The organism is Maribacter aestuarii (assembly GCF_027474845.2).
Taxonomy (GTDB): Bacteria; Bacteroidota; Bacteroidia; order Flavobacteriales; family Flavobacteriaceae; genus Maribacter; species Maribacter aestuarii.
The window spans coordinates 434,907-455,760 of sequence record NZ_CP107031.2 but is presented as its reverse complement, the minus strand read 5'-3'; the positions used below and the strand labels follow the sequence as shown (position 1 = coordinate 455,760).

Here is a 20,854-nt window from a genome sequence, read left to right as displayed (position 1 = left end):
AAGTAGGGAAGTTACTGAATTTTTTGCTTTGGCAGCTTGGTCTACATCGCGTTCTGAAGACGCAAAAGAATTTCGATATCAACTATTAACCTTTCAATTTCGTCATGCTTTGTACCGTCATAAATACCCCTAATTTGTTTCTCGGTATCCACCAAAACAAAGTTCGGGGTATGGATAAAATCCTGAAGTAAACCATCGCTTACATCGTTTACCGCGAAATAGCTTTTTCGTGCCAATTCATAAATATGGTCTTTATCGCCAGTGGCGATATTCCATTTAGAATCCTGGGCATTATATTTCTCGGCATAGGATTGAAGCACTGGAACACTATCCATTTCTGGGGTAACCGATAGTGACAGTAACATGACGTCATCGTTTTCAAGGAAGCGTTGCTGTAATTTAACCATATTATTGGCCATTACCGGACATATGCTTGGACAGCGTGTGAAGAAGAAATCGGTAACATATATTTTACCTTTATAGTCATCCTGTGTAATGGTCTTTCCATTTTGATTGATTAAATGGAAATCTGATACTTTATGGCCAGATTCAATTCTGCGAAGACTCGAATCCACTAATTCAGGATTTAAATCCGTTGGATTATAGATGCGAATCTCTTTTTGATAAAACAAGGTGTAATAACCAAATGAAAAAACTAAAACGGTTAGAATCAGAATGATTCCTAATTTATAACGCCGTTTTAAACACAATGCCATACGATGTAGGTTAAGTTTTTGAATTAAAATGGTCTTAAAGTATAGAAGTGTCTATTGATATATCGGCATGTTCCCAAGCCTTATCAAATTCCTGCTTAAGCGTTTCTGCCTCATCCATTTTTCCTTGTGCCTTTAAGCTCTGGTGCAGACCCATTAATGACCATCCATTTTGACGTAATACTTCCAAATCTTCCTTATATATCTGCTCAGCCTCCTCGTATTTCTCCGCTCTTAACAATACCGCGCCCAGGTTCTGCCTTACGGGAATGTACCATGCAGCGGGTTCCGTGTAAACTAAGCCATCTTCAAGTTCTACCGCTTTCTTTAGATGTTCTATGGCCTTTGGTAAATTACCGTTGAGATGGGCAAGTTCACCTGCAACAACTTCGTAGGCCAATTCTCCAATAGTTTTGCTATTGTCAAAACCAGCGGCCACTAAATTCTCCAATTCTGGTTCATCGATCATTTTTTTTATGGCGTCCAGCTCTTCTTGGGCCTCTTTGGCATTATTTTTTCTAATAAAAGCAATTCCTCTGGCGTAATGCCAGATTAATTTCAAGTGCTTGATTTCGGCATTTGGACTTGGTGTTGTGAGAATCTCGTTCCATTTTCCGAATCGGACATAGGCCAATAAGGGTACCGATGCAAAGTTCTGTAGAAAGGGTAATGTTATTAACTCGCCTTCCGGTACTTTTTCTGCAGTTTTCTTGGCAGCGTCTATGGCTACTTCGCTATCGCCTAGCAAGGTAGCCGCAGACCATAGAAAATGAATGTTGTGTGGATAATAACCTAGTGGATACATACCTTGAGAATAACATTGGGAAATATAATCCTCATCCGCTAAAATGGCGGCCTGATTTACCTTTACGGCATCCAGATACCTCCCAACCCGTATGTAAATGTGCGATGGCATGTGCACGATATGTCCGGCTGCAGGCATTAATCCGCCCAATTTATCGGCACTTTTTACAGCAAGATCAGGCATGGGTAACTCTACCATATGAATATAGTAGTGGTGGGCACCAGGGTTTTCTGGATTTATGGCAATCGCTTTTTCCAAAGCTGCCTTTGCTTCTGCAATATTGGGTGAGGGATTCCCATCTTTATCCCAATAATTCCAAGGTACGGTATTCATGACCGCGGCCGCGTATAAAATCTGTACATCTGCATCATTTGGAAACTGCTGCGCAACTTCAGTCATGGCATTCATATAGGCCATGTTTAGTTCCGCGACATCTTTGGTAAAATCTTCAGAGTACCTATGCGTTAGCGCCTCAATCAACGCCTGCTCTTTCTTACTAGCTTTAGAAGCAAATTTTACGGCCTTCGCCATAGCTTCATTATATTTTTCCTTTCGCTCATCAAGGGGTTGTGGGTCATTAATATTTGGTCCCAATGCGTAAGCTTGTCCCCAATAAGTCATTGCGGCATTAGGGTCTAGCCGTGAAGCTTCCATAAAAGAACGGTGCGCCTCTGCATGGTTAAATGCATAGGTGAGTTTCATGCCTTGGTTAAAAAATGTTTGCGCTAATTTTTCTTTCGTAGTGATGGTGAAATTAAGATTTCCCAAATTGTCAAATAGTGGGGCAATTTGTTGGGTGGTATCCACATCGCTCAATAAGAATTTTGCAACGGTGCATTTAATAGAATAAAAAGAAGCTTTTTGAGTGTTGTCCAAGCTTTTTTCAGTGGATTTGGGAACAAAGAAATAAATTAGCATTAATAGTGCAACCGCAATTACGGCAAATCCCATTTTTGTTTTCATTATGTTGATTTTTAGGTTGTTTCTAAAATTAAACTAATGAGGGAACAGGAATTATAGCTGGAGGAAAATATTTGATTTTCAGTCCTTTAAATGTACTGAATACTGGAACGTTCCTACCGTATTTCATGTTAAATGTTCAAGATACCATAACAATGAATTAATTTAGTTCAATATAATGGTAGTATTCGTTTTCGCACTTTCAATTGCAGCTTGAAGAATTCTCATGGTTACCATGTTATTTTCTAAGGAATATGGGTCAAAAGGTTCCAATACCAATTTACTATTGATAACCGCAGCAAAAACGGAAAAAGGGTCGTCAAATGGCTTTTCCCTTTCGGATAGGGTGATTCTCCTTTCGCTGTACCCGTCATAACCTTCTGAAATACGAACCGCCATATCGCTTTTATTTTCAACATATATCGCGCCGGTTTCTCCGTAGAGTTCCATATCTTTTCTACCAATCGGCCAATTCCAGGACGGCTCCAAGATAGCCATGGATGTGGCATATTTTAGAATAATGGTAGCATCGTCATCCACTTCAGGATTATTTTCTGGTTGTAATTGCTGTGTTACCGCAGTAACGGTTTTGGGAATTTCGCCTTGTAACAACCACGTCATTAAATTTGCACCGTAACAGCCAAAATCGGTTATGGCGCCGCCGCCGTTAAGTACGGGATTTGTAAGCCATTCTAGAAATTCAGGATTCACCCCAATTTTATTAGGGCCCTTATGACCGTCCCTAACAATTACTTTTCTAAGATCCCCAATAGCACCGTTATCTAAAAGTTTTTTTGCCTCTTCATTCGTGGGATACCACGATGTTTCATAATTGGTCAATAAATGAATTTTATTCGCTTTTGCCAGTTTCTCCATTTCTAGGGCATGCTCCAAACTTACAGCTAATGGTTTTTCAACCATCACGTGAATTCCCTTTGGGGCACACGTGCGTACAACTTCCAAATGGTCATATATGTTTCCGAATGCGGCGACCGCTTCAGGCTGTACCGAGGCTATCATCTCTTCCATGGAACCGAAAACAATATCCTTTGAAAAACCGAATTGTGAGGAGAGTCTATTAATCAATGCGGTATCTGTTTCAACAATACCTGCCATTTTTATGTCGGTAGTATCCTGTCTACCTAAAATCCAACCCACATGTCCATGACTAAGTCCAGCAACACCCAATTTTATGGGTTTGTTTTGAGCACCTAGCAATAGGGGTAAAGCCAACAGAAAAAAAACGAGATATAGTTTACGCTTCATGCTTGGTAAGGTTTCAAGATTCAGCTATGCTATTGAGTACGTCGACCAATCTATCAATCTCCTTTTTGGTAATGAAGATAGCGAAGGATAGACGTACGGCATTTAATCCGAATTTCGTCATCGGTCTACTATCGATTCCGAAATTTTCAAAAAGTTGATTCTTTACATCTGAAACTTCCTTCCCTAAGATTTCGACAACTTGGATTCCTGCCGACAAACGGTCGTCCTCCGGTGTTTTCAATCGAAGTTTTTCATTGTCTTTCACCCTCTCCCTGAAGTAACGCTTTAACTCATAAGTTCGTTCGTGAATTTTTTGACCTCCTATAGCGTTTCTGTAGTCCATTGCAGCTCCTAAACCCAATAGTTCGGGCAAATTACGCGTATTATAGTTTTCCAATCTCCTAATACTACTATCCTTATACCCTCTGGCCACTATCAATGGTCTTAAATGATGCTGGCTACTTTCTTTGGCATAGAATATACCGATTCCCTTGGGAGCAAATAACCATTTGTGGGCACTTACGGTATAAAAATCGCAGTCCATATCCCTAAGGTCCGTTAGTACCATGCCCGCTCCTTGGGCACCATCCACGGCCACCAAAATTCCATTTTCATGTGCCATTTGGGTAATTTCCTTCACGGGAAGCATCATGCCATTCGTATTTACGATATGACAAATGGAAATGACCTTAGTCTTAGGGGTAATCACGTTCTTATAAACAGCAACGACTTCTTCAATATTTTTTGGTAATATGGGCAAGGTAGATCGCACCAGTTTAACGCCCTTTTGTTCTTGCCATACCGTCCAAGGTGCTACGGCACTGGAGTGGTCATGATCGGATATGATGATTTCATCACCACTATCCAAATTCATACTTTGGGCAATGAGGTTCATACCCTCAGTGGTATTGTGAATAAGTGCGATTTCTTCCTGGGATACCTTAAATAATTGTGCTACTTTTTTTCTGGTCTCCTCTTTTTGGGTATCCCATCCACCCCACATATATTTTGATGGAAAATCATCCAACGTATTTCTGAAAGTAGTAGTGGCTTCTCGGATAGGGGTAGGGCACGCTCCCAAGGAACCATTATTGAAATAATGCAGCCCTTCTGCAAATCTAAATTGAGATGAAACCTTTTCCCAGTAAGCTTCAGAAGAATTCGCTTCATTTAGTTTAAGATCGTCAATTACGACTTTTAAACGCTCGTAACTTTGGGTCCATCCTTGATTTGAAAACGCCAAACTGCCAACAACACCAACACTTAGATTTTTAAGGAATTTTCTTCGGTTCTTATGCATATACCTAAAGATAGGGTTTTGCTCTTAACTATTGTTCAGCTCTATTTTAGTTTTGATGAGGTTGGAATTACCTTTAGCGATAAGACTGGTTTTATCGGAATTCCAAATGAGACATTCCGCGTTCATGATTTGGTTGCCCTTTTTTACAATATTGGTCTGTGCTATGATGGTATCTCCGGCCTTGGCTGATTTAAAATAGTTCACATTTAAGTTTACGGTGGTATAAGCGTGGGTATTGTTTAAAGAATATACTGCTGCACCAATGGCGTCATCGATAATGGCAGCCGTAATTCCCCCATGTAAAATATGTAAAGGATTGGTCATTTCCTTTCTAACGGTATGAGAAAATTCAAGCTGTCCCTCATCAGCGCTGATAATCTTAGGATTCAACCATTGCATTAAGGGAGAAATGGAGTCTTTTGAATCCTTTCCAATCTTCGACTTGAAAAAGGTAAGTATTTTATTCATACATTCTGATTTGAAGAGAAACTAGCTAGTTTCATTAGTATTTTTAATAAGCTGTACATAGAATTGGATGGCATCATAAAAATCAGCCACGGCCAAACGTTCGTTCAGTCCATGAAAGGACTTTTTGGTATTATCGTTTAGGTGTATGGGCGAAAACCGATATATATCATCGGAAATATCCTTGTAATGCCTCGAATCCGTAGCACCTACAACCAAATTTGGAGAAACCAAAACCTCTGGGAACAATTGTAATATTGTTTTGTTCAAGGCATTAAAACCAAAAGAATCAGTTTTGGAAAGGCTGGAAGCCTCAGTTATAGTAGCTCCTTTGGTAATCGTTATTCTCTCATCGTTAATGGTAGTTTTTACATGGGTAATGACATCATCAATGGTTGTTTCGGGTAAAACCCTAAAATTTACGGTTGCATTGGCACGCTGGGGTATTATGTTGTCCTTTATACCACTGTTGAAAATAGTCGGGGAAGTCGTAGTGCGTATCAGCGCATTTCCAGAAGCACTGTTCTCATAAAGATTAAGGATTAGTGGTTCCAAAAGACCGCTGTTCGCAAAAACCACTTTGTTCACAAAAGGCATTTCTGGCCCTAAATACTCCATAAAACCTTGTAAGGGAATCGTAATTTTTGGCTGTAATTGATTGTTTTTAAGTCTTGTGATCGCGTTGGACATTACGTCTATGTCGGTTTCCTTGCCTGGCATGGAAGAATGTCCTCCCTCAATTTTAACCGCAAGATTTAAGGTCAAGTAACCTTTCTCCGCCGTACCGATTAGGGCGACTTCTTTAGTGATATCCGGAATTAAACCGTCAGCAATAACGCCTCCCTCATCCATTATAAATTCTACAGTAACTCCCTGTTCCTTCAAGTATTTTGCCATGGCAATAGCGCCGTTGGGGCCGCCGATTTCTTCGTCATGGCCAAAGGCAAAATAGTAACTTCGTTTTGGAGTGTAGTTTTGTTTTAAAAGCAACTCCACAGCTTCCATTATTCCAATGACCCCGACCTTATCGTCTATGGCCCCTCGACCCCAAATCGTATCATTTTCAATTGCACCACTAAATGGCGCTACTTTCCATTCGGGAAGGTTTTTTTCAATGATAGGAACCACGTCTAAATGTCCCATCATTAGAATAGGTTTTAAAGAAGCATCAGTTCCCTGCCAATAATACAAATGACTGAATGAGTTAAAAATCTTCTTTTCCAAAAGAGAATCCATCAAAGGATAGGTTTCTGAAACGAAGTCGTTGAATTTTTTAAATTCGACCGAGTCGAAATCTACCGTATTTTCTGGTGAGACTGTTTTTATCTGTAAGGCTTTTGAAAAATTTTGAATAGCACTTTTATCAATTTTTACTGGAGTTACAGCTTCTACGGTTATTTGTTTTGATTTGAAATTGTAGGCATTCATCAATAAATAAGTAATTAGCAACGCCAGGGCGACACCCAATAAAAAGAGTGCCTTTTTGATTATTCTCATATAATTTTCAATTTGGTTAAATATACGAACTAGCTTAAAAAGGATGAAGAACTACCTTTTAAATAGGTATATAAAGCACAAAAAGGGACTGTAGGATGAAAAATAGAATAAAGGGAATTACCAAGTATCCTATAATGTCCCTTGCCTGGAGCTTTACACCAATTCCCATCACAGGGAAAACGACTAATAAATAAAAGGGTTGTAAAAGGTTGCTGAGGCTTTCACCATAGGCCACGGACATGGATGCTCTGGCAATCATTTTAGTAATCTGTTCATTGGCCAGACCAGCATCCATACCCAAGTTTTGGACCACTTGAATTATGCTGGGGCCAATAACCGCAAATTCACCACCTGCGGAAGGAATAGCAAAATTCACCATGCCACCGGCGACATAGGCAAAGAAAGGATAGGACTCTAAAGTTGCAACCGAACTTAGTTGGTTACCAATAAGGGTGCCCAGTCCGGTGGACAACATAATGCCCATTATTCCAGCATAAAATGGATATTGAAAAAGTATACCCGAAATATTTTGACTGGCCCGCTGCATGGAAATACTATATCTAAGCGGTGTTTTGTGTAGCAATAACCCTAACATCATGAAGATAAAAATCATGATGTTAAAATTTAGGTCAAAGCCATTCGTGATAAAGTGATGAACAATATAAACACCTCCTAAAAGAACGATTGTGAGCTGGAGCCATTGCGCATTGTTTAAAAAATCTGAAACCGATTTAGTGGGTAATTGATAGGATTTTGCCTCTTCCATAATCGATTTTTCTTTTGAAAACCCTTTGTCTTCCATCAATTGACTCAATTCTTTTCCTTCAGCATGTTCGGGAGCCAAAAACAAAAATAGAATAGGGCCTAAGATGAGAAAAAGTAAAATCATGGCCACATTTAAAAAAGCCCCGAGTGTAAAAGAAGTAGGAATAACATCGGTAAGAATACCCTCGGAAATTAAAAAATTATCCGGGGTGTTTAACAACAGCGAGATAGAGCTGGATGCCCCGGTAACCCATCCGTTCATTGAAAAATAAACACAGGCAATTAAAAAGGGGTAGTTAATCCCTTTAACCCTCTGTGCCAAGGCTCGGCCCAAGATAGCCACAACTACTACCATCCCAAAACTGATGAGTGAAAGTAGACCACCGATAAGAACAACCCAAAAATAAACTTGTTTTGGAGTACGTATGTAGTTCGCAATAAAATCTATAGCTTTTTCCACAGGAGTAGATTGGGCTATGCTATATGCCGTAACGATAATGAGGGCTATCTGCATGCCAAAAGCGAGCAGGGACCAAAAGCCATTGAACCATCCTGATAGTATTGTTAACGGGGTGGAGGAGGTTAGAAAAAATGCCGCAAGAATAGCGACCAATGTTAGTATCAAGGCAAAAACAAATGCGCTGGGCATATATTTGACGAAACCGTCCGCGAATTTCTGACCAATCTTTGTTATCATAAATTTCCGAAAGCACTTTTATCCTTCGGAAAAATAGACAATTAATCACAAAAAATTATTGCCTTTACATCTCCATGGGAATTTCCATGACCAATACTTCCGAATTTGAAATTGAGATGAAATCAAAACTCTCGGAGTCCCAAATGCCGTAACCATCCCGACTTTCCAGACGTTGTCCATTGACCTCAACAGTTCCTTCCAGTACAAAAATATAAACACCGTTTTTAGCCTTTTTAAGATTGTAAACCTTAGTTATTCCCGCATCAAAATCACCTAGATGAAACCAAGCGTCCTGATGAATCCAAACCCCTTGGTCGTCGGCGTTGGGCGAAAGAATTTGATTGAATTCATTCGGGGTCTTTACATCGGCAATGGATATCTGGTCATATCTGGGGCTTACATTCTGTTTTTTGGGAATAATCCAGATTTGAAGAAATTTTACCGCTTCATCCTTGTTTTTATTGTATTCACTATGCGAAACCCCGGTACCGGCACTCATAACTTGTATATCTCCTTCCCTAATAATGGTGGAGTTCCCCATATCATCCATGTGCTGTAAATCCCCCTCTAACGGTATCGATATGATTTCCATGTTGTTATGAGGATGGGTACCGAAACCCCTACCACCGGAAACCACATCATCGTTCAATACCCTTAATACTCCAAAATTCATGCGTTCCGGATTGTAATAATTGGCAAAACTGAAGCTGTGATGGGAATCTAACCAACCATGATTGGCATGCCCTCGTGTATTTGCTTCGTGAAGTACAGTTTTCATATAATCTAGATTAATAAGTTCAGGAACTTGGTCGTAGGATTTAATTGAAAATTACGATGGTCAATTTTTATCAAGAACTACTAGAAATTCGTTTTAAGGAACTTTGAAAAAGTCAAAAAATCCTGCACTATGGGAAGCCAGGTTTATTTTTATCAAAATCTAGTAAAATATCCATAAAAAATTCCAGAAAATATCTTTTAGTACTTTTTGGATTCGAGATTACCGATGTGCGATAAATCCCAAAGAGGCCGTTTTCGGAGGATACGGCGATTTTTGGAAACGCATTGGTAACTAGATGCCCATTTCGGAGTTATATTCTTTCAGATTACGAGGAACTATGAATAAAGTATAACTCCTGATTTCACAAATATCTAGCAATTAAATATACCATTTATCGTAGCAAGTTGTTATTCATTTTTTGACTTCCTCTTCAGAAAAAACCTCTTTGGTTTCTCTTAATTCGGAAATAATTTTTTCATCTTTTTTCAACTTAGATTTAAGAGCAATAATTATTGGAGTTAAAACAAAAATTGCAATTATAATCCCAAAAGAGAATAAAGAAAAGATTAATAAGGCCATTGAAGTTTTAATATTCCAAAATAATAGGGTAATACTTACTTCATCAGTGTTTTGAAGTGTGAATACAACGATAAATATAAGTGTAATAATCGTTAATGCTAAGTAAGTTGTTTGTTTCATTTTTTATTAGATTTTCTGAATAAAATTCTTAATTCTTTCTGTTTTCGCTCCTTTATTTTATTCTAAGTTCTTAAGAAAATCGTTTTAGTTTTTATCCCATATGTATTCCTTGTTAGCAAAGTAATAGTTCATCTAATTTCACTTTTATAGGTCGCTTGGCAGGCACAGAAGCTAAGAGTATATTCAATATTCTATAAAGGTCTCTATAGATAGGCCTGATTAAAACTGAGCATAGGAATTGAAATATTCGATTCAATTTTTTTAGTCAAATCTTTATGAAAAAGTCTTTTAAAGAATCCATGCTCCTCCCGTTCCAATAAGGCTACTATATCGGCATTATTTGAATTGATATAGCTGCGCAATCCATCGTATATGGTGTCTTGAGAAACCATATTGAAAGTAGTATTATGATAGACTACTTTTTCTTGTAGCTTTTTTTGAGCCATTCCATGCGTACATTTCCTTTAAGTTCATCTTTTGTGGATATATGCACAACATTGATCTCGGCGTTTAAGGGTTGTGCAATTTCAACTAGTCTTTGTATGGCAAGAATGTCATCTTCTTCAAAGTCTGTAGCATAAACGATTTTTTTATATTCTTGAAATTTTTCATGTTTGGTACTATCAGTAGCGGACAATTGACTTTTTCCAGTAAGGCCTTGGCAATGCTCCCCGAAAATATCTCGCGCGCAGTATGCCCATCTTTCATACCGACCAGTAAGAGGTCAGGTGACACTTCCTTTAAGGAGGATAAAATCCCATCGCTAATAGATGTGTTTTCTTTCACTTTAAAGCTGATCTGCGTTTTTATTTCATTCTGCTTTATATGTTTTGTGGCATAATCCTTTAGTATATTTAGCTGTTCATCGCTAGCATGGGTACTTAGATGCTTGCGTGGTCGTATTGTGGAAAATTGAACGGGAGGAATACTAAATACGTGCAAAAGAATGAGGTTTGCTTTTAATTTATGACACAATTCATGGGCGTAGTTCAAAATATCAACGTCATGTTTTGAGCAATCTGTAGCGTAGAGAATAGATTTCATACTAATGGAATTAGTTTGTAGGAATCTATTGTTTTTCTCGCGTAAGTAAAATGATATATATCACATAATAAAAATCAATACCTGACCTAACTTGGATGATAAAATAATTAGGCCTTTTGTAATTATTGAGAAGAATATTGGAAATTGACAATTTAATATGAGGTTAGTATAGTAGAAATTTATTCTATACAAATCAATCTTAGTAAACTGAACATCATCTAAATCTAAAATTCAATATCAATTACCTCTGATACACTTTCAATGAGTGTAATTTGAAAAAGTAATAAGTAGAAACCCTTTAAAAGAAATTGCGTTGAACCATAGGACCTTCATTTTTCAAGACCATTTTTCGAAAAATGAAGCTGCTACATTAATTCTTCCATTTCGCTAATGAATGGTTGATTATAAAAACGCTTGCCAGTAGCATTATACATTGCGTTGGCTAATGCAGCAAATATCGGTGGAAAAGTCGGCTCACCTAAACCGGTTGGGTCAATATCATTTTTAACGAAATGTACGTCGATTTCCTTGGGCGATTCGCTCATGCGAATCATGCGGTAACCATTGAAATTACTTTTTTGGGGAACACCATCCTTAAAGGTAAGTTCTCCGTATAAAGCATTCCCAATACCATCAACTATTCCCCCTTCACAGAGGTTGCTAGCTGCATTAGGATTTACAACAATACCGCAATCTATGGCACACGTAACTTTTTGAATAATAGGTTTTTCATTTTCCCACGTGATATCTACAACTTGTGCTGCATATGAATTATGACAGAAATAAGCTGCTACTCCACGCTTAGTACTAGAATCACTATTGCCCCAATTCGATTTTTCTTTTACCAAATTCAGGACACCTGCATAACGTTCCGCATCATAATCGTTTTTCTCCCCTACGGGATTTTTTGCTGCGCGTGCCAAAAGTTCCAAACGAAAATCGATGGCATCTTTTCCTGCAGAATCTGCAACTTCATCTAAAAAAGACTGTTCGGCACTGGCCATAAAGTTCGAGCGGGGTGCCCGAAATGAACCTATGGTAATGTTAGTGTTGCTTGTCCAACTTTCGGCGAGGTAATTGTCTACAGCTCCGGCTGGAAATCTATCAGCATACAGTGGGCTTTCCGGAATTCCTCCGGCATTGACATGTATAGCCGTCAAATTATTATTTGAATCTAAAGCAGCTTTATACGTAACCTGATACGCCGGACGATAAATACCGCCTGTCATATCATCCTCACGAGAATAAACCAATTTAACAGGCGCATTTACTTTTTTAGAAATTAATGCTGCTTCCAAAGCCCAGTGGGCATAGGACCGTCGCCCATAGCCGCCTCCTAGGCGCGTCAGTTCGATATCTATTTGTTCAATAGGAATTCCTAACCGCGCAGAGATAGCCTGTTCGGTAAGTTCCGCTTTTTGAAGGGGCCCGGATAATTTGGCGCTATCACTTTTTACATCGGCAAAAAAGTTCATCGGCTCCATACAGTTGTGCGCTAAGAAAGGAGCGGTATAGGTTCGCTCAATAACTTTTACAGCATTTTGGAAAGCTGCTTCTGGATTACCATCCTTGCGGACTATCTCAGCTTTTCCGGATGCCATGCCCGCCATCTTTACTTTATGGTCCGAGCTGCTTTCCAATCCTGAAGGAATCGTCAGCGTTTGCCGTGGCCCTCGATAGGGTTGCCTTTCTTCGGTATACGTTTCAAAAGGTTCCCATTCAACCGCGATTGCATTTTTGGCATTCATGACCTCCCAAGTTGAATTTCCTACGATGGCAACAACCTCAAGAAAGGTACAGGTATCAAAATGTTGTCTCACATAATCATCATCGAGAACTTTAATCGTAAAAACATCGCGAATACCGGGCATCGATTTTACGGAAGCTTCATCCACAGATTTAAATTTCATTCCAAAAGCGGGTGGATGTACGATCATTGCGGTCAACATACCTTCAACATGGGTATCAATTCCGAACAACGGTTTACCGGTTACGATTTTGAGTCCGTCCACGTTCTTCTTTGAAGTGCCTATGATTTTAAAATTATCGATCTCTTTTAATTCCACTTCCTCAGGCACCAAAACTTGTGCCGCTGCCGAGGCCAATTCGCCGTAGGATACCGATTTATTACTTGATTTATGAAGTACTTGTCCGGATTCCGTGGTAATTTCTTCAATGGGTGCTTGCCATGCTTCCGCCGCAGCAGCTTTTAACATGTGCCTTGCAGAAGCACCCGCCATGCGAAGTCCTTCCCAACTGGTTCGAATGGCTTGACTACCACCGATAAATTGACGGTTGTACAAATCGGTATTTAAGGGTGCTTGTTCGACGATAACGTCCTTCCAATCAATGTCCAGTTCCTCTGCAACGATCATGGGCATGGCAGTCTTTACATTTTGACCACCCTCTGGATTCGGGGACATGATGGTAACCTGACCATTGTCCGCTATTTTAAGATATCCGTTGAATTCAAACCACTCTTTGGGAAGATTATTTACTTCTTCGGGAGTCATACTGCAGGATGCCAACCAGTTAAAACCAAGTAGTAGTCCACCTCCGGCCAAAGCTGAACTTTTCATAAAGGAACGTCTGCCGATAGTAGTTTTTACAAGAGTCATTCTATGAATGTTGTTTAAATTCTTAATAATTTGCTATCCCACTACTTCTTTTGCGGTAACAAAAGGTTGTCGATAATGGCGTTGTCCGGTTGCTTTATAAAGTGCATTGGCGATAGCACCAAAAATTGGTGGAAAAGGTGGCTCTCCCATTCCCGTCGGTGGTATTTCATTTTGCACGAAATGTACCTCGATTTCTTCAGGGGCATCGCTCATTCGAATCATTTGATATTCATGGAAATTGGTTTTCTGTGGCACACCGTCCTTAAAAGTCAACTCTCCAAAAAAGGCATTACCAATACCATCCGTTATGGCGCCCTCGGCCATGTTCGTAGCAGCATCAGGATTCACTACTATCCCACAATCGATAGCACAAACTACTTTTTCAACTACAGGTTTTCCTTTTTCCATCCGAATATCCAAGACATGTGCGGCGTAGGAATTATGGCAGAAATACGCCGATACACCGCGATGAACATTATCAGGGGTTTGGCTCCAATCCGATTTTTCACGTAGCAATTCCAGAACTCCTGCATAGCGTTCCGCATCATAATCATTTCGGTCTCCGACTGGGTTATCCTTCGCCCTTTTTAAAAGTTCTAATCGAAACTGTATTGGGTCTTTGCCCGAAGCTTCGGCAACTTCATCTAAAAACGATTGTTCGGCACCGGCCATAAAATTTGAACGTGGTGCCCTGAATGCCCCAATGGTAATATTGGAATCAACGGACCACTCTTCGGCCATATAATTGTCTACGGCGCCCGCCGGAAAACGATTGGCAAATAACGGACTCTCAGGAACACCCCCCGCTTTGACATGTAGTGCTGTCAAATTATTGTTTTCATCCAACGCCGCTCTGTATGTCGCTTGATAACTTGGGCGATAAATGCCATTGGTCATATCATCCTCACGGGTGTACACCAATTTTACAGGTGCATTTACTTTTTGGGAAATCAATGCGGCTTCCACGACATAATGGGCATAGGCTTTACGACCAAATCCACCGCCCATACGTGGCATTTCCATGGTAATATTTTCTGCAGGAATCCCCAAACTAGAAGTCAGGGTGGGAATAATTAAACTCGGAATTTGAACTGGCGCGGCAATCTGTGCTTTGTCTCCTTCCACATGGGCAAAAGCATTCAAGGGTTCCATGCAATTATGGGCCAGAAAGGGAGCGGAATAAGTCCTTTCAATAACCTTCGCGGCATTTTTAAAGGCAGCTTTGGGGTTGCCATCTTGACGGACTATTCGCCCAGGCCTACTTGCCAATTCCTCCATTTTGGTTTCGTGACTGGTGGTAGATTCCAAACCAGCAGGAATATTTTTAGTCTGTTTACCTCTAAAGCCGTTAATCGTTTCGGAGGAGGCCGTAATGGGCTGCCATTCAACCTTTAACTTCTTTTTGGCCTGTAACACTTCCCAAGTTGAATTTCCGACGATGGCGACTATTTCAGGGAAGGCATTGGTATCAAAACCGCCTTTCTCATAATCATCTTTAAAACTTTTAATCGCAACCACGTCTTTAATTCCGGGCATGGATTTGGCAGCACTATCATCCATTGATTTTAAGGTCATTCCAAAAGCGGGCGGATGCTCGATCATAGCGATCAGCATACCTTCTTTTTGGTAATCCAATCCGAACATCGGTTCACCCGTAACGATGCGCTTGGCATCCACATTTTTGTGGGATTTGCCAATGATTTTAAAGTCTTTAACTTCTTTTAATTGTACATCTTCGGGAATGGCAATGCTTGCAGCGGACGAAGCCATTTCGCCATAATCTGCCGATTTTTCACTTGTTTTATGATAGAGCACACCATTTTCCGTTGTAATTTCTTCCGCGGGAACCTGCCAGGCTTCAGCGGCAGCGGCCACCAACATATGTCTGGCAGAGGCACCTGCCAGGCGAAGGGGTTCCCATCGGGTCATAATGCCCCGGCTACCACCGGTAAATTGCATTCCATATTTTTCAGGGTGATAGGGGGCTTGTTCCACAATGACGTTTTTCCAATCGATATCCAATTCCTCGGCGACGATCATGGGCATTGAAGTACGGATGTTCTGACCGAATTCAGGATTTGGGGTATAGATGGACACAACGCCATTGTCCCCGATTTTCAAATACGAATTCATCTCGAACCACTCCTTGGGCATGGCCAAAATTTCCTCTTCGGTTTTGTTTTTGCAGGATGCCAACCAATTAAAGCTGAGTACCAATCCTCCGCTTGCAAGGGTAGTTGTCCGTATAAATGAGCGTCTGCCTATTTTGGTTTTTATAAGTGTCATAATCACAGTTTTAAGGGTGCATTGCGAAGGTTAAGCATTTTCAGTATTGGCTGCCGTTTTGACGGCCTTCTTGATTCGCGTATACGTTCCGCAACGACAGATGTTTCCGTTCATGGCCGTTTCGATTTCGGTGTCCGAGGGATTCGGATTTTTTTCCAACAAGGCCGAGGCGGTCATGATCTGTCCGGCTTGGCAATAGCCACATTGGGGAACATCGACTTCCAACCATGCCTTTTGTACGGGATGGTCGCCGTTTTCGGATAGTCCCTCGATTGTCGTGATCTTCTGTTCGGCCACGGCCGATACCGGTAATTGGCACGAGCGTACCGCGTTGTCGCCCAAATGTATGGTACATGCACCGCACTGTGCGATACCGCAGCCGTATTTGGTACCTAACAGCTTCAGGTGGTCCCGTAATACCCAGAGGATAGGTGTACTCGGATCTACTTCTACTTCCTCTGTTTTTCCATTGATGTATAATGTAAATGATGCCATGGACTTATTTTTTTGAACTTTAATATTGCCCTAACGAAATGGGCGTACTTTAGAATTTAACCGAAGCTTAGGTATTCCTAACCCACAACCTGTTTTTCGGAAATAAAAGGTTGATGGTAATGGCGTATTCCTTTTGCTTTATATAGCGCATTGGCCAGTGCTCCAATAGCTGGTGGCAATCCCGGCTCCCCCAATCCGGTCGGATCAATTTCATTTTCAACAAAGAAGACCTCAATCTCCTTCGGTGCCTGTGAATTTCGAATCAGTTGGTAGCTGTCGAAGTTCATTTGTTCCGGGGCCCCATTTTCAAAGGTCAACTGACTGTACATGGAATGACCAATGCCATCTACTACGCCACCCTCAATCATGTTTTTGGCTGCATCTCTGTTGACGACAATACCACAATCCACAGCACACCAGACCTTTTGGACTACCGGATTATCATTTTCCAATACGATATCGAATACTTCGGCGACATAGGTAGAATGGCAGAAGTAGGCCGCTACTCCCCGATGGACACCGGGCTCCGTTTTGCCCCAATTCGCCTTTTCCTTGACCAATTTCAAGACACCCGCATAGCGTTCGGCATCATATTCATACTCCTCCCCAACAGGATCTTTAATCGCCCGGTCAAAAAGTTCTAACCGGAAATCAATGGGGTCTTTGCCCGCTGCTTCGGCGACTTCATCTAAAAAGGCCTGCTCGGCACCGGCCGTAAAATTCGATCGTGGTGCCCGCCATGCACCCGTAGTCACATTGGTTTCCGCTTTTATCTTTTCTGCGGAATAGTTCTCGACGGTTCCTGCCGGGAAACGATTGGGAAACACCGGTCCATCCGGCAACCCTGCCCCTTTTACGGTAAAGGCGATCAGGTTATTGTTCTCATCAAGGCCTGCTTTATATACCGAGCGATAGGTTGGGCGATAGGTACCTTGGGTCATGTCGTCCTCTCTCGTATAGATAAGTTTGACCGGCCCACCGATTTTTTTGGAAATGGCGGCCGCCTCAACACCAAAATGGACGTAGAGTCTTCTTCCAAATCCGCCACCGATGCGGGTCATGGTTACGGTTATGTTTTCCAGGGGTAGGCCTAGTAATTTTGAAACGGATCCTTCCAAGGCTTCGGGTGTCTGGGTCGGCCCGATAAGTTCCGCTGAATCTTCCGTTACGTTCGCAAAGAAATTCATAGGTTCCAAGGTATTGTGGGCTATGAACGGTGCGGTGTAGGTTCGCTCTATCACTTTAGCCGCTTTTTTGAAAGCAGCATCGGGATTACCATCTTTTCTGCTTTCCTGCACCTCGCCGGACACTAAAGCATCTTCCAGGCGTTTTGAATGCACCGCGGAACTTTCCAATTCCCCAACGGTCTCATAATTGGCTTTAAGTGCCTTTTTAGCCTGTAATAACTCCCAAGTGGAATTTCCAACAATGGTTATTAATTGTAGAAAACCTTTTTCATCAAATCTATCACTGTCCTCAAAGGAGGTATCCACGATAAATGCATCATGTACCCCCGGCATACTTTTTATCTCGTCTTCATTGAAATCCTTCACTTTCATTCCAAAAGCAGGTGGATGTTGAATAACTGCGAGTTGCATGCCCTCCCTGTGGAAATCAAGACCGAACAGCGGTTCGCCGGTTACAATTTTTTTGCCGTCAACATTTTTTTGGCTTGTCCCAATCAATTTGAAATCCTTGACAGCCTTCAATTCAACTTCTTCCGGAACTTCCAAGCCCACGGCTTTTGAGGCAATTTCCCCATATGTGATGGTACGTTCACCATTGGATTCTTTTATGATTCCTTCACTAGCGGTCGATCTGAAACTTGTAGGCCCCATTCTTTTGCTGCCGCTTCCATCAACATTCTTTTTCCCGTAGCTCCCGCCATTCGTAGCGCGTTCCAACTCAACCGAATAGAAAGACTACCACCTGCAAATTGATTTTGATACCACCCTGTATTTAGAGGTGCCTGTTCTACGACCACGTTTTCCCATGGCACATCGAGTTCCTCGGCAACGATCATGGGCATTGAAGTTCTTACGTTCTGCCCGATTTCAGGATTAGGGGAATAGATGGTAACCATGCCGGTATCGCCTATTTTAATGTAGCCGTTAATTTCGAACCACTCATTCGGTACCGCAACGCCAGGTTCTGGTTCGGGGGTATTGGGTTTACATCCGTTCAGCCAACTAAAACCGATAAGCATGCCACCACCTGCGGCGGCAGATACTTTTATGAACGAACGACGATTATATTGTGTTTTTATCTGTGTCATGATTTTTATTTTAGGATGTGCCGGATGATTTTAAACGTTCTCTGAACTTGCTGCAAGTTTGACGGCCTTCTTGATTCGTGTATACGTTCCGCAACGACAGATGTTTCCGTTCATGGCCGTTTCGATTTCGGTGTCCGAGGGATTCGGATTTTTTTCCAACAAGGCCGAAGCGGTCATGATCTGTCCCGCTTGGCAATAGCCACATTGGGGAACATCGACTTCCAACCATGCCTTTTGTACAGGATGGTCACCGTTTTCGGAAAGTCCCTCGATAGTCGTGATCTTCTGTTCAGTCGCCGCCGATACCGGTAATTGGCAAGAGCGTACGGCGTTGTCGCCCAAATGTATGGTACAGGCACCGCACTGCGCGATACCGCAGCCGTATTTGGTGCCTAACAGCTTGAGGTGGTCCCGTAATACCCAGAGCATGGGCGTTGATGGGTCAACATCTACCTCTTGTTTCGTTCCGTTGATATTTAGCGTGAAGTTTGCCATGATTTACTTGTTTTATAGAGATTGTTCTAAAGTTACTGATTTTATAGAATTTATGATTTCGAAATCCTCTTCGATTCTGTTAATTTTTCGATAATCCGTTATCATTTTAAAATTTTCATTGCATATTCATCTTCTTGAAGATGTTTACCATAGTTTTTTTGTCGATTGCCTCCATATCCACCAATTGCAAGGATTTAACCATCGGGAGTGTGGACTCCTTGTAATGTTTGAAATGCGGGGTCTGAAGATGTGATTCGTAGGCCGCTTTATTTGCATATATTTCCAACAATCGGATTTGGTTCGGATTTTCCTTCTGAAACATGGGATAGATACAGATGACCTCGGGCTCCAAACGGACGGAAGCTTCGGCTTCCACTTTCAAAATGGAGATATATTCCTCAAGGTAATCCGGGTCTACTTCAATTTCTGCGATGCGGACCATCATGTTTTCCAATGTATATGCTTGATCATCGGGCTCATTTTCTTGGCCAGAAACAATAGCGGTCATCATACTACATAGTACTATCAAACAAAGTTTACGTAAACCTAAATGTTTCATGTCATTGTCATTATCGATTTTCATTTCTTAAAATACGGTATTCTAATCCCTTACTACCTTTATTCGTTTCAACCATTTTTGCAATGCCTTCCTAACCTCGACTTTACGTTTTCCTTCCATCACAAATAGAATACCGTCCCTTTCCACTCCTCCCTTTACGGAAAATTCTTCCAGCATCTTGCTATTAGGGCTCAGTTGTCTTATGGTTTTCAAACTACTGCCCAATCCGTATCCGGCATTTGTGTTGAAGGGAATGAGCGTTTTACCCTTCAAATCGTTTTCATTCAAAAAGCTTTTCATGGGCGGTGGCAGTTGCATGCCCCATGTCGGGAACCCGAAGAAGATGGTATCGTATTGCACCATATCCACCTTCGTTTTTAAAGGAGGTAAAAACCCGCTTGCATTTTCATCGGCTACTTGTTTTACAATGGCATCATAATCCTCCGGATAGGGGTTTTCCAATTCTACTCCCACTAAATCGCCCCCGACTTCGTTTTGAATCATCTCGGCCACGGCCTTGGTATTACTGGTTCGGGAGAGGTATATTATTACTGTTCTTTTTGGATTTTGGCAATTTGCTATTGAGACGAACTTTTCTGCCTGCAAGTCAACTAAGACAACTGAAATAAACAAATACCATGTGTAGGCAACAAATTTCATGTTATCGATTTCTTCTAATCTCTGGTTAGCAATTTGCTAAAAGTTAAATCCGCCAATTTCCATGCCTCATGTTGCTTCACATAGACCTCCGTGACCATAAAGGGGTTGGTTACTTCATTACTGCCTACGTCCGCCAGCAAAGTAATTTGGTTCCAAAGAATTACGGTATTTTCATTCAACACTTCGACCATCACTTCATGAACGTCAGCCTTTTTGTAATGGATTCTGCCGCTTCGGATCACGTCAACTTCGCGGTCTTTGCCCCAGGTACCACCCATGTGCACAAACTTGGCCTTATCATGAAATAGTTCCGCCAGCTTGTCCGCATCCTTGTCGGCCATCCATTGCCATTTTTGCTGGGAGAGTTCCTTGATTTTCTTTTCAATTTCTGTAGATTGCGCCATGACCATTGGGATGCTTAAAAAAGCAATCAGTACGCCTAAAATCAATTTACCGTTTATCATTATGTTTTTATTT

The 20,854-nt window shown here is 41.2% G+C and carries 21 protein-coding genes; all 21 read right to left on the bottom strand.

The window, feature by feature from the left end; all coding sequences use genetic code 11:
- Positions 1–41: 41 nt before the first annotated feature.
- Entirely contained in the window at positions 42–716 is a 675-nt protein-coding gene (locus N8A89_RS01985; protein ID WP_281540750.1) for an SCO family protein, read from the bottom strand.
- A 34-nt stretch (positions 717–750) separates the two neighbouring features.
- Complete coding sequence (locus N8A89_RS01980) at positions 751–2,481, bottom strand: tetratricopeptide repeat protein (protein WP_281540749.1); 1,731 nt, start codon at positions 2,479–2,481, stop codon at positions 751–753.
- A 162-nt stretch (positions 2,482–2,643) separates the two neighbouring features.
- On the bottom strand, positions 2,644–3,744 hold the full coding sequence (locus N8A89_RS01975) for a Gfo/Idh/MocA family protein (RefSeq protein ID WP_281540748.1): 1,101 nt from the start codon (positions 3,742–3,744) through the stop codon (positions 2,644–2,646).
- Between the two features lie 13 nt (positions 3,745–3,757).
- Entirely contained in the window at positions 3,758–5,044 is a 1,287-nt protein-coding gene (locus tag N8A89_RS01970) for an aminotransferase class V-fold PLP-dependent enzyme (protein WP_289644835.1), read from the bottom strand.
- Between the two features lie 24 nt (positions 5,045–5,068).
- Entirely contained in the window at positions 5,069–5,512 is a 444-nt protein-coding gene (locus tag N8A89_RS01965) for a PaaI family thioesterase (RefSeq protein WP_281540745.1), read from the bottom strand.
- A gap of 21 nt (positions 5,513–5,533) precedes the next feature.
- Entirely contained in the window at positions 5,534–7,006 is a 1,473-nt protein-coding gene (locus N8A89_RS01960) for a M20 family peptidase (RefSeq protein ID WP_281540744.1), read from the bottom strand.
- 58 nt (positions 7,007–7,064) lie between these two features.
- The gene (locus N8A89_RS01955) at positions 7,065–8,468 is read right to left on the bottom strand and encodes a short-chain fatty acid transporter (RefSeq protein WP_281540743.1); all 1,404 of its coding nucleotides are present in this window, start codon (positions 8,466–8,468) and stop codon (positions 7,065–7,067) included.
- 64 nt (positions 8,469–8,532) lie between these two features.
- Positions 8,533–9,246: a pirin family protein gene (locus tag N8A89_RS01950; RefSeq protein ID WP_281540742.1), complete on the bottom strand. Its 714-nt coding sequence runs from the start codon at positions 9,244–9,246 to the stop codon at positions 8,533–8,535.
- 411 nt (positions 9,247–9,657) lie between these two features.
- Positions 9,658–9,945: a LapA family protein gene (locus N8A89_RS01945; protein WP_281540741.1), complete on the bottom strand. Its 288-nt coding sequence runs from the start codon at positions 9,943–9,945 to the stop codon at positions 9,658–9,660.
- A 203-nt stretch (positions 9,946–10,148) separates the two neighbouring features.
- Positions 10,149–10,391, bottom strand: coding sequence for a hypothetical protein (locus tag N8A89_RS01940; RefSeq protein ID WP_281540740.1), 243 nt, complete (start codon positions 10,389–10,391; stop codon positions 10,149–10,151).
- Positions 10,361–10,582 (bottom strand): universal stress protein, encoded by a 222-nt coding sequence (locus N8A89_RS17760; RefSeq protein ID WP_430682055.1) that lies wholly within the window; start codon positions 10,580–10,582, stop codon positions 10,361–10,363. The genes N8A89_RS01940 and N8A89_RS17760 overlap by 31 nt, the downstream gene beginning before the upstream one ends.
- Positions 10,477–10,989, bottom strand: a complete 513-nt coding sequence (locus N8A89_RS01935) for a universal stress protein (protein ID WP_281540739.1) — start codon at positions 10,987–10,989, stop codon at positions 10,477–10,479. Before N8A89_RS01935 ends, N8A89_RS17760 begins: the two co-directional genes overlap by 106 nt.
- A gap of 365 nt (positions 10,990–11,354) precedes the next feature.
- On the bottom strand, positions 11,355–13,607 hold the full coding sequence (locus N8A89_RS01930) for a xanthine dehydrogenase family protein molybdopterin-binding subunit (RefSeq protein ID WP_281540738.1): 2,253 nt from the start codon (positions 13,605–13,607) through the stop codon (positions 11,355–11,357).
- Between the two features lie 33 nt (positions 13,608–13,640).
- Positions 13,641–15,893, bottom strand: coding sequence for a xanthine dehydrogenase family protein molybdopterin-binding subunit (locus N8A89_RS01925; protein WP_289644834.1), 2,253 nt, complete (start codon positions 15,891–15,893; stop codon positions 13,641–13,643).
- Positions 15,894–15,923: 30 nt separating this feature from the next.
- A complete protein-coding gene (locus N8A89_RS01920) occupies positions 15,924–16,388 on the bottom strand; it encodes a (2Fe-2S)-binding protein (protein ID WP_289644833.1) in 465 nt (154 codons plus the stop codon).
- A 77-nt stretch (positions 16,389–16,465) separates the two neighbouring features.
- Positions 16,466–18,226, bottom strand: a complete 1,761-nt coding sequence (locus tag N8A89_RS01915; protein WP_347343948.1) for a xanthine dehydrogenase family protein molybdopterin-binding subunit — start codon at positions 18,224–18,226, stop codon at positions 16,466–16,468.
- Positions 18,181–18,663, bottom strand: a complete 483-nt coding sequence (locus N8A89_RS17675; RefSeq protein WP_347343947.1) for a twin-arginine translocation signal domain-containing protein — start codon at positions 18,661–18,663, stop codon at positions 18,181–18,183. Before N8A89_RS17675 ends, N8A89_RS01915 begins: the two co-directional genes overlap by 46 nt.
- A gap of 30 nt (positions 18,664–18,693) precedes the next feature.
- Positions 18,694–19,158 (bottom strand): (2Fe-2S)-binding protein, encoded by a 465-nt coding sequence (locus N8A89_RS01910; RefSeq protein ID WP_289644832.1) that lies wholly within the window; start codon positions 19,156–19,158, stop codon positions 18,694–18,696.
- A 115-nt stretch (positions 19,159–19,273) separates the two neighbouring features.
- Entirely contained in the window at positions 19,274–19,741 is a 468-nt protein-coding gene (locus N8A89_RS01905; protein ID WP_281540735.1) for a putative quinol monooxygenase, read from the bottom strand.
- Between the two features lie 18 nt (positions 19,742–19,759).
- A complete protein-coding gene (locus tag N8A89_RS01900) occupies positions 19,760–20,377 on the bottom strand; it encodes a flavodoxin (protein WP_281540734.1) in 618 nt (205 codons plus the stop codon).
- 14 nt (positions 20,378–20,391) lie between these two features.
- A complete protein-coding gene (locus N8A89_RS01895; RefSeq protein WP_281540733.1) occupies positions 20,392–20,841 on the bottom strand; it encodes a nuclear transport factor 2 family protein in 450 nt (149 codons plus the stop codon).
- Positions 20,842–20,854 lie beyond the last annotated feature (13 nt).

Coding starts and splice junctions, on each gene's coding strand:
- N8A89_RS01985 (WP_281540750.1), bottom strand. CDS start 716: ATGGCATTGTGTTTAAAACGGCGTTATAAATTAGGAATCATTCTGATT.
- N8A89_RS01980 (WP_281540749.1), bottom strand. CDS start 2,481: ATGAAAACAAAAATGGGATTTGCCGTAATTGCGGTTGCACTATTAATG.
- N8A89_RS01975 (WP_281540748.1), bottom strand. CDS start 3,744: ATGAAGCGTAAACTATATCTCGTTTTTTTTCTGTTGGCTTTACCCCTA.
- N8A89_RS01970 (WP_289644835.1), bottom strand. CDS start 5,044: ATGCATAAGAACCGAAGAAAATTCCTTAAAAATCTAAGTGTTGGTGTT.
- N8A89_RS01965 (WP_281540745.1), bottom strand. CDS start 5,512: ATGAATAAAATACTTACCTTTTTCAAGTCGAAGATTGGAAAGGATTCA.
- N8A89_RS01960 (WP_281540744.1), bottom strand. CDS start 7,006: ATGAGAATAATCAAAAAGGCACTCTTTTTATTGGGTGTCGCCCTGGCG.
- N8A89_RS01955 (WP_281540743.1), bottom strand. CDS start 8,468: ATGATAACAAAGATTGGTCAGAAATTCGCGGACGGTTTCGTCAAATAT.
- N8A89_RS01950 (WP_281540742.1), bottom strand. CDS start 9,246: ATGAAAACTGTACTTCACGAAGCAAATACACGAGGGCATGCCAATCAT.
- N8A89_RS01945 (WP_281540741.1), bottom strand. CDS start 9,945: ATGAAACAAACAACTTACTTAGCATTAACGATTATTACACTTATATTT.
- N8A89_RS01940 (WP_281540740.1), bottom strand. CDS start 10,391: ATGGCTCAAAAAAAGCTACAAGAAAAAGTAGTCTATCATAATACTACT.
- N8A89_RS01935 (WP_281540739.1), bottom strand. CDS start 10,989: ATGAAATCTATTCTCTACGCTACAGATTGCTCAAAACATGACGTTGAT.
- N8A89_RS01930 (WP_281540738.1), bottom strand. CDS start 13,607: ATGACTCTTGTAAAAACTACTATCGGCAGACGTTCCTTTATGAAAAGT.
- N8A89_RS01925 (WP_289644834.1), bottom strand. CDS start 15,893: ATGACACTTATAAAAACCAAAATAGGCAGACGCTCATTTATACGGACA.
- N8A89_RS01920 (WP_289644833.1), bottom strand. CDS start 16,388: ATGGCATCATTTACATTATACATCAATGGAAAAACAGAGGAAGTAGAA.
- N8A89_RS01915 (WP_347343948.1), bottom strand. CDS start 18,226: ATGGGGCCTACAAGTTTCAGATCGACCGCTAGTGAAGGAATCATAAAA.
- N8A89_RS17675 (WP_347343947.1), bottom strand. CDS start 18,663: ATGACACAGATAAAAACACAATATAATCGTCGTTCGTTCATAAAAGTA.
- N8A89_RS01910 (WP_289644832.1), bottom strand. CDS start 19,158: ATGGCAAACTTCACGCTAAATATCAACGGAACGAAACAAGAGGTAGAT.
- N8A89_RS01905 (WP_281540735.1), bottom strand. CDS start 19,741: ATGAAAATCGATAATGACAATGACATGAAACATTTAGGTTTACGTAAA.
- N8A89_RS01900 (WP_281540734.1), bottom strand. CDS start 20,377: ATGAAATTTGTTGCCTACACATGGTATTTGTTTATTTCAGTTGTCTTA.
- N8A89_RS01895 (WP_281540733.1), bottom strand. CDS start 20,841: ATGATAAACGGTAAATTGATTTTAGGCGTACTGATTGCTTTTTTAAGC.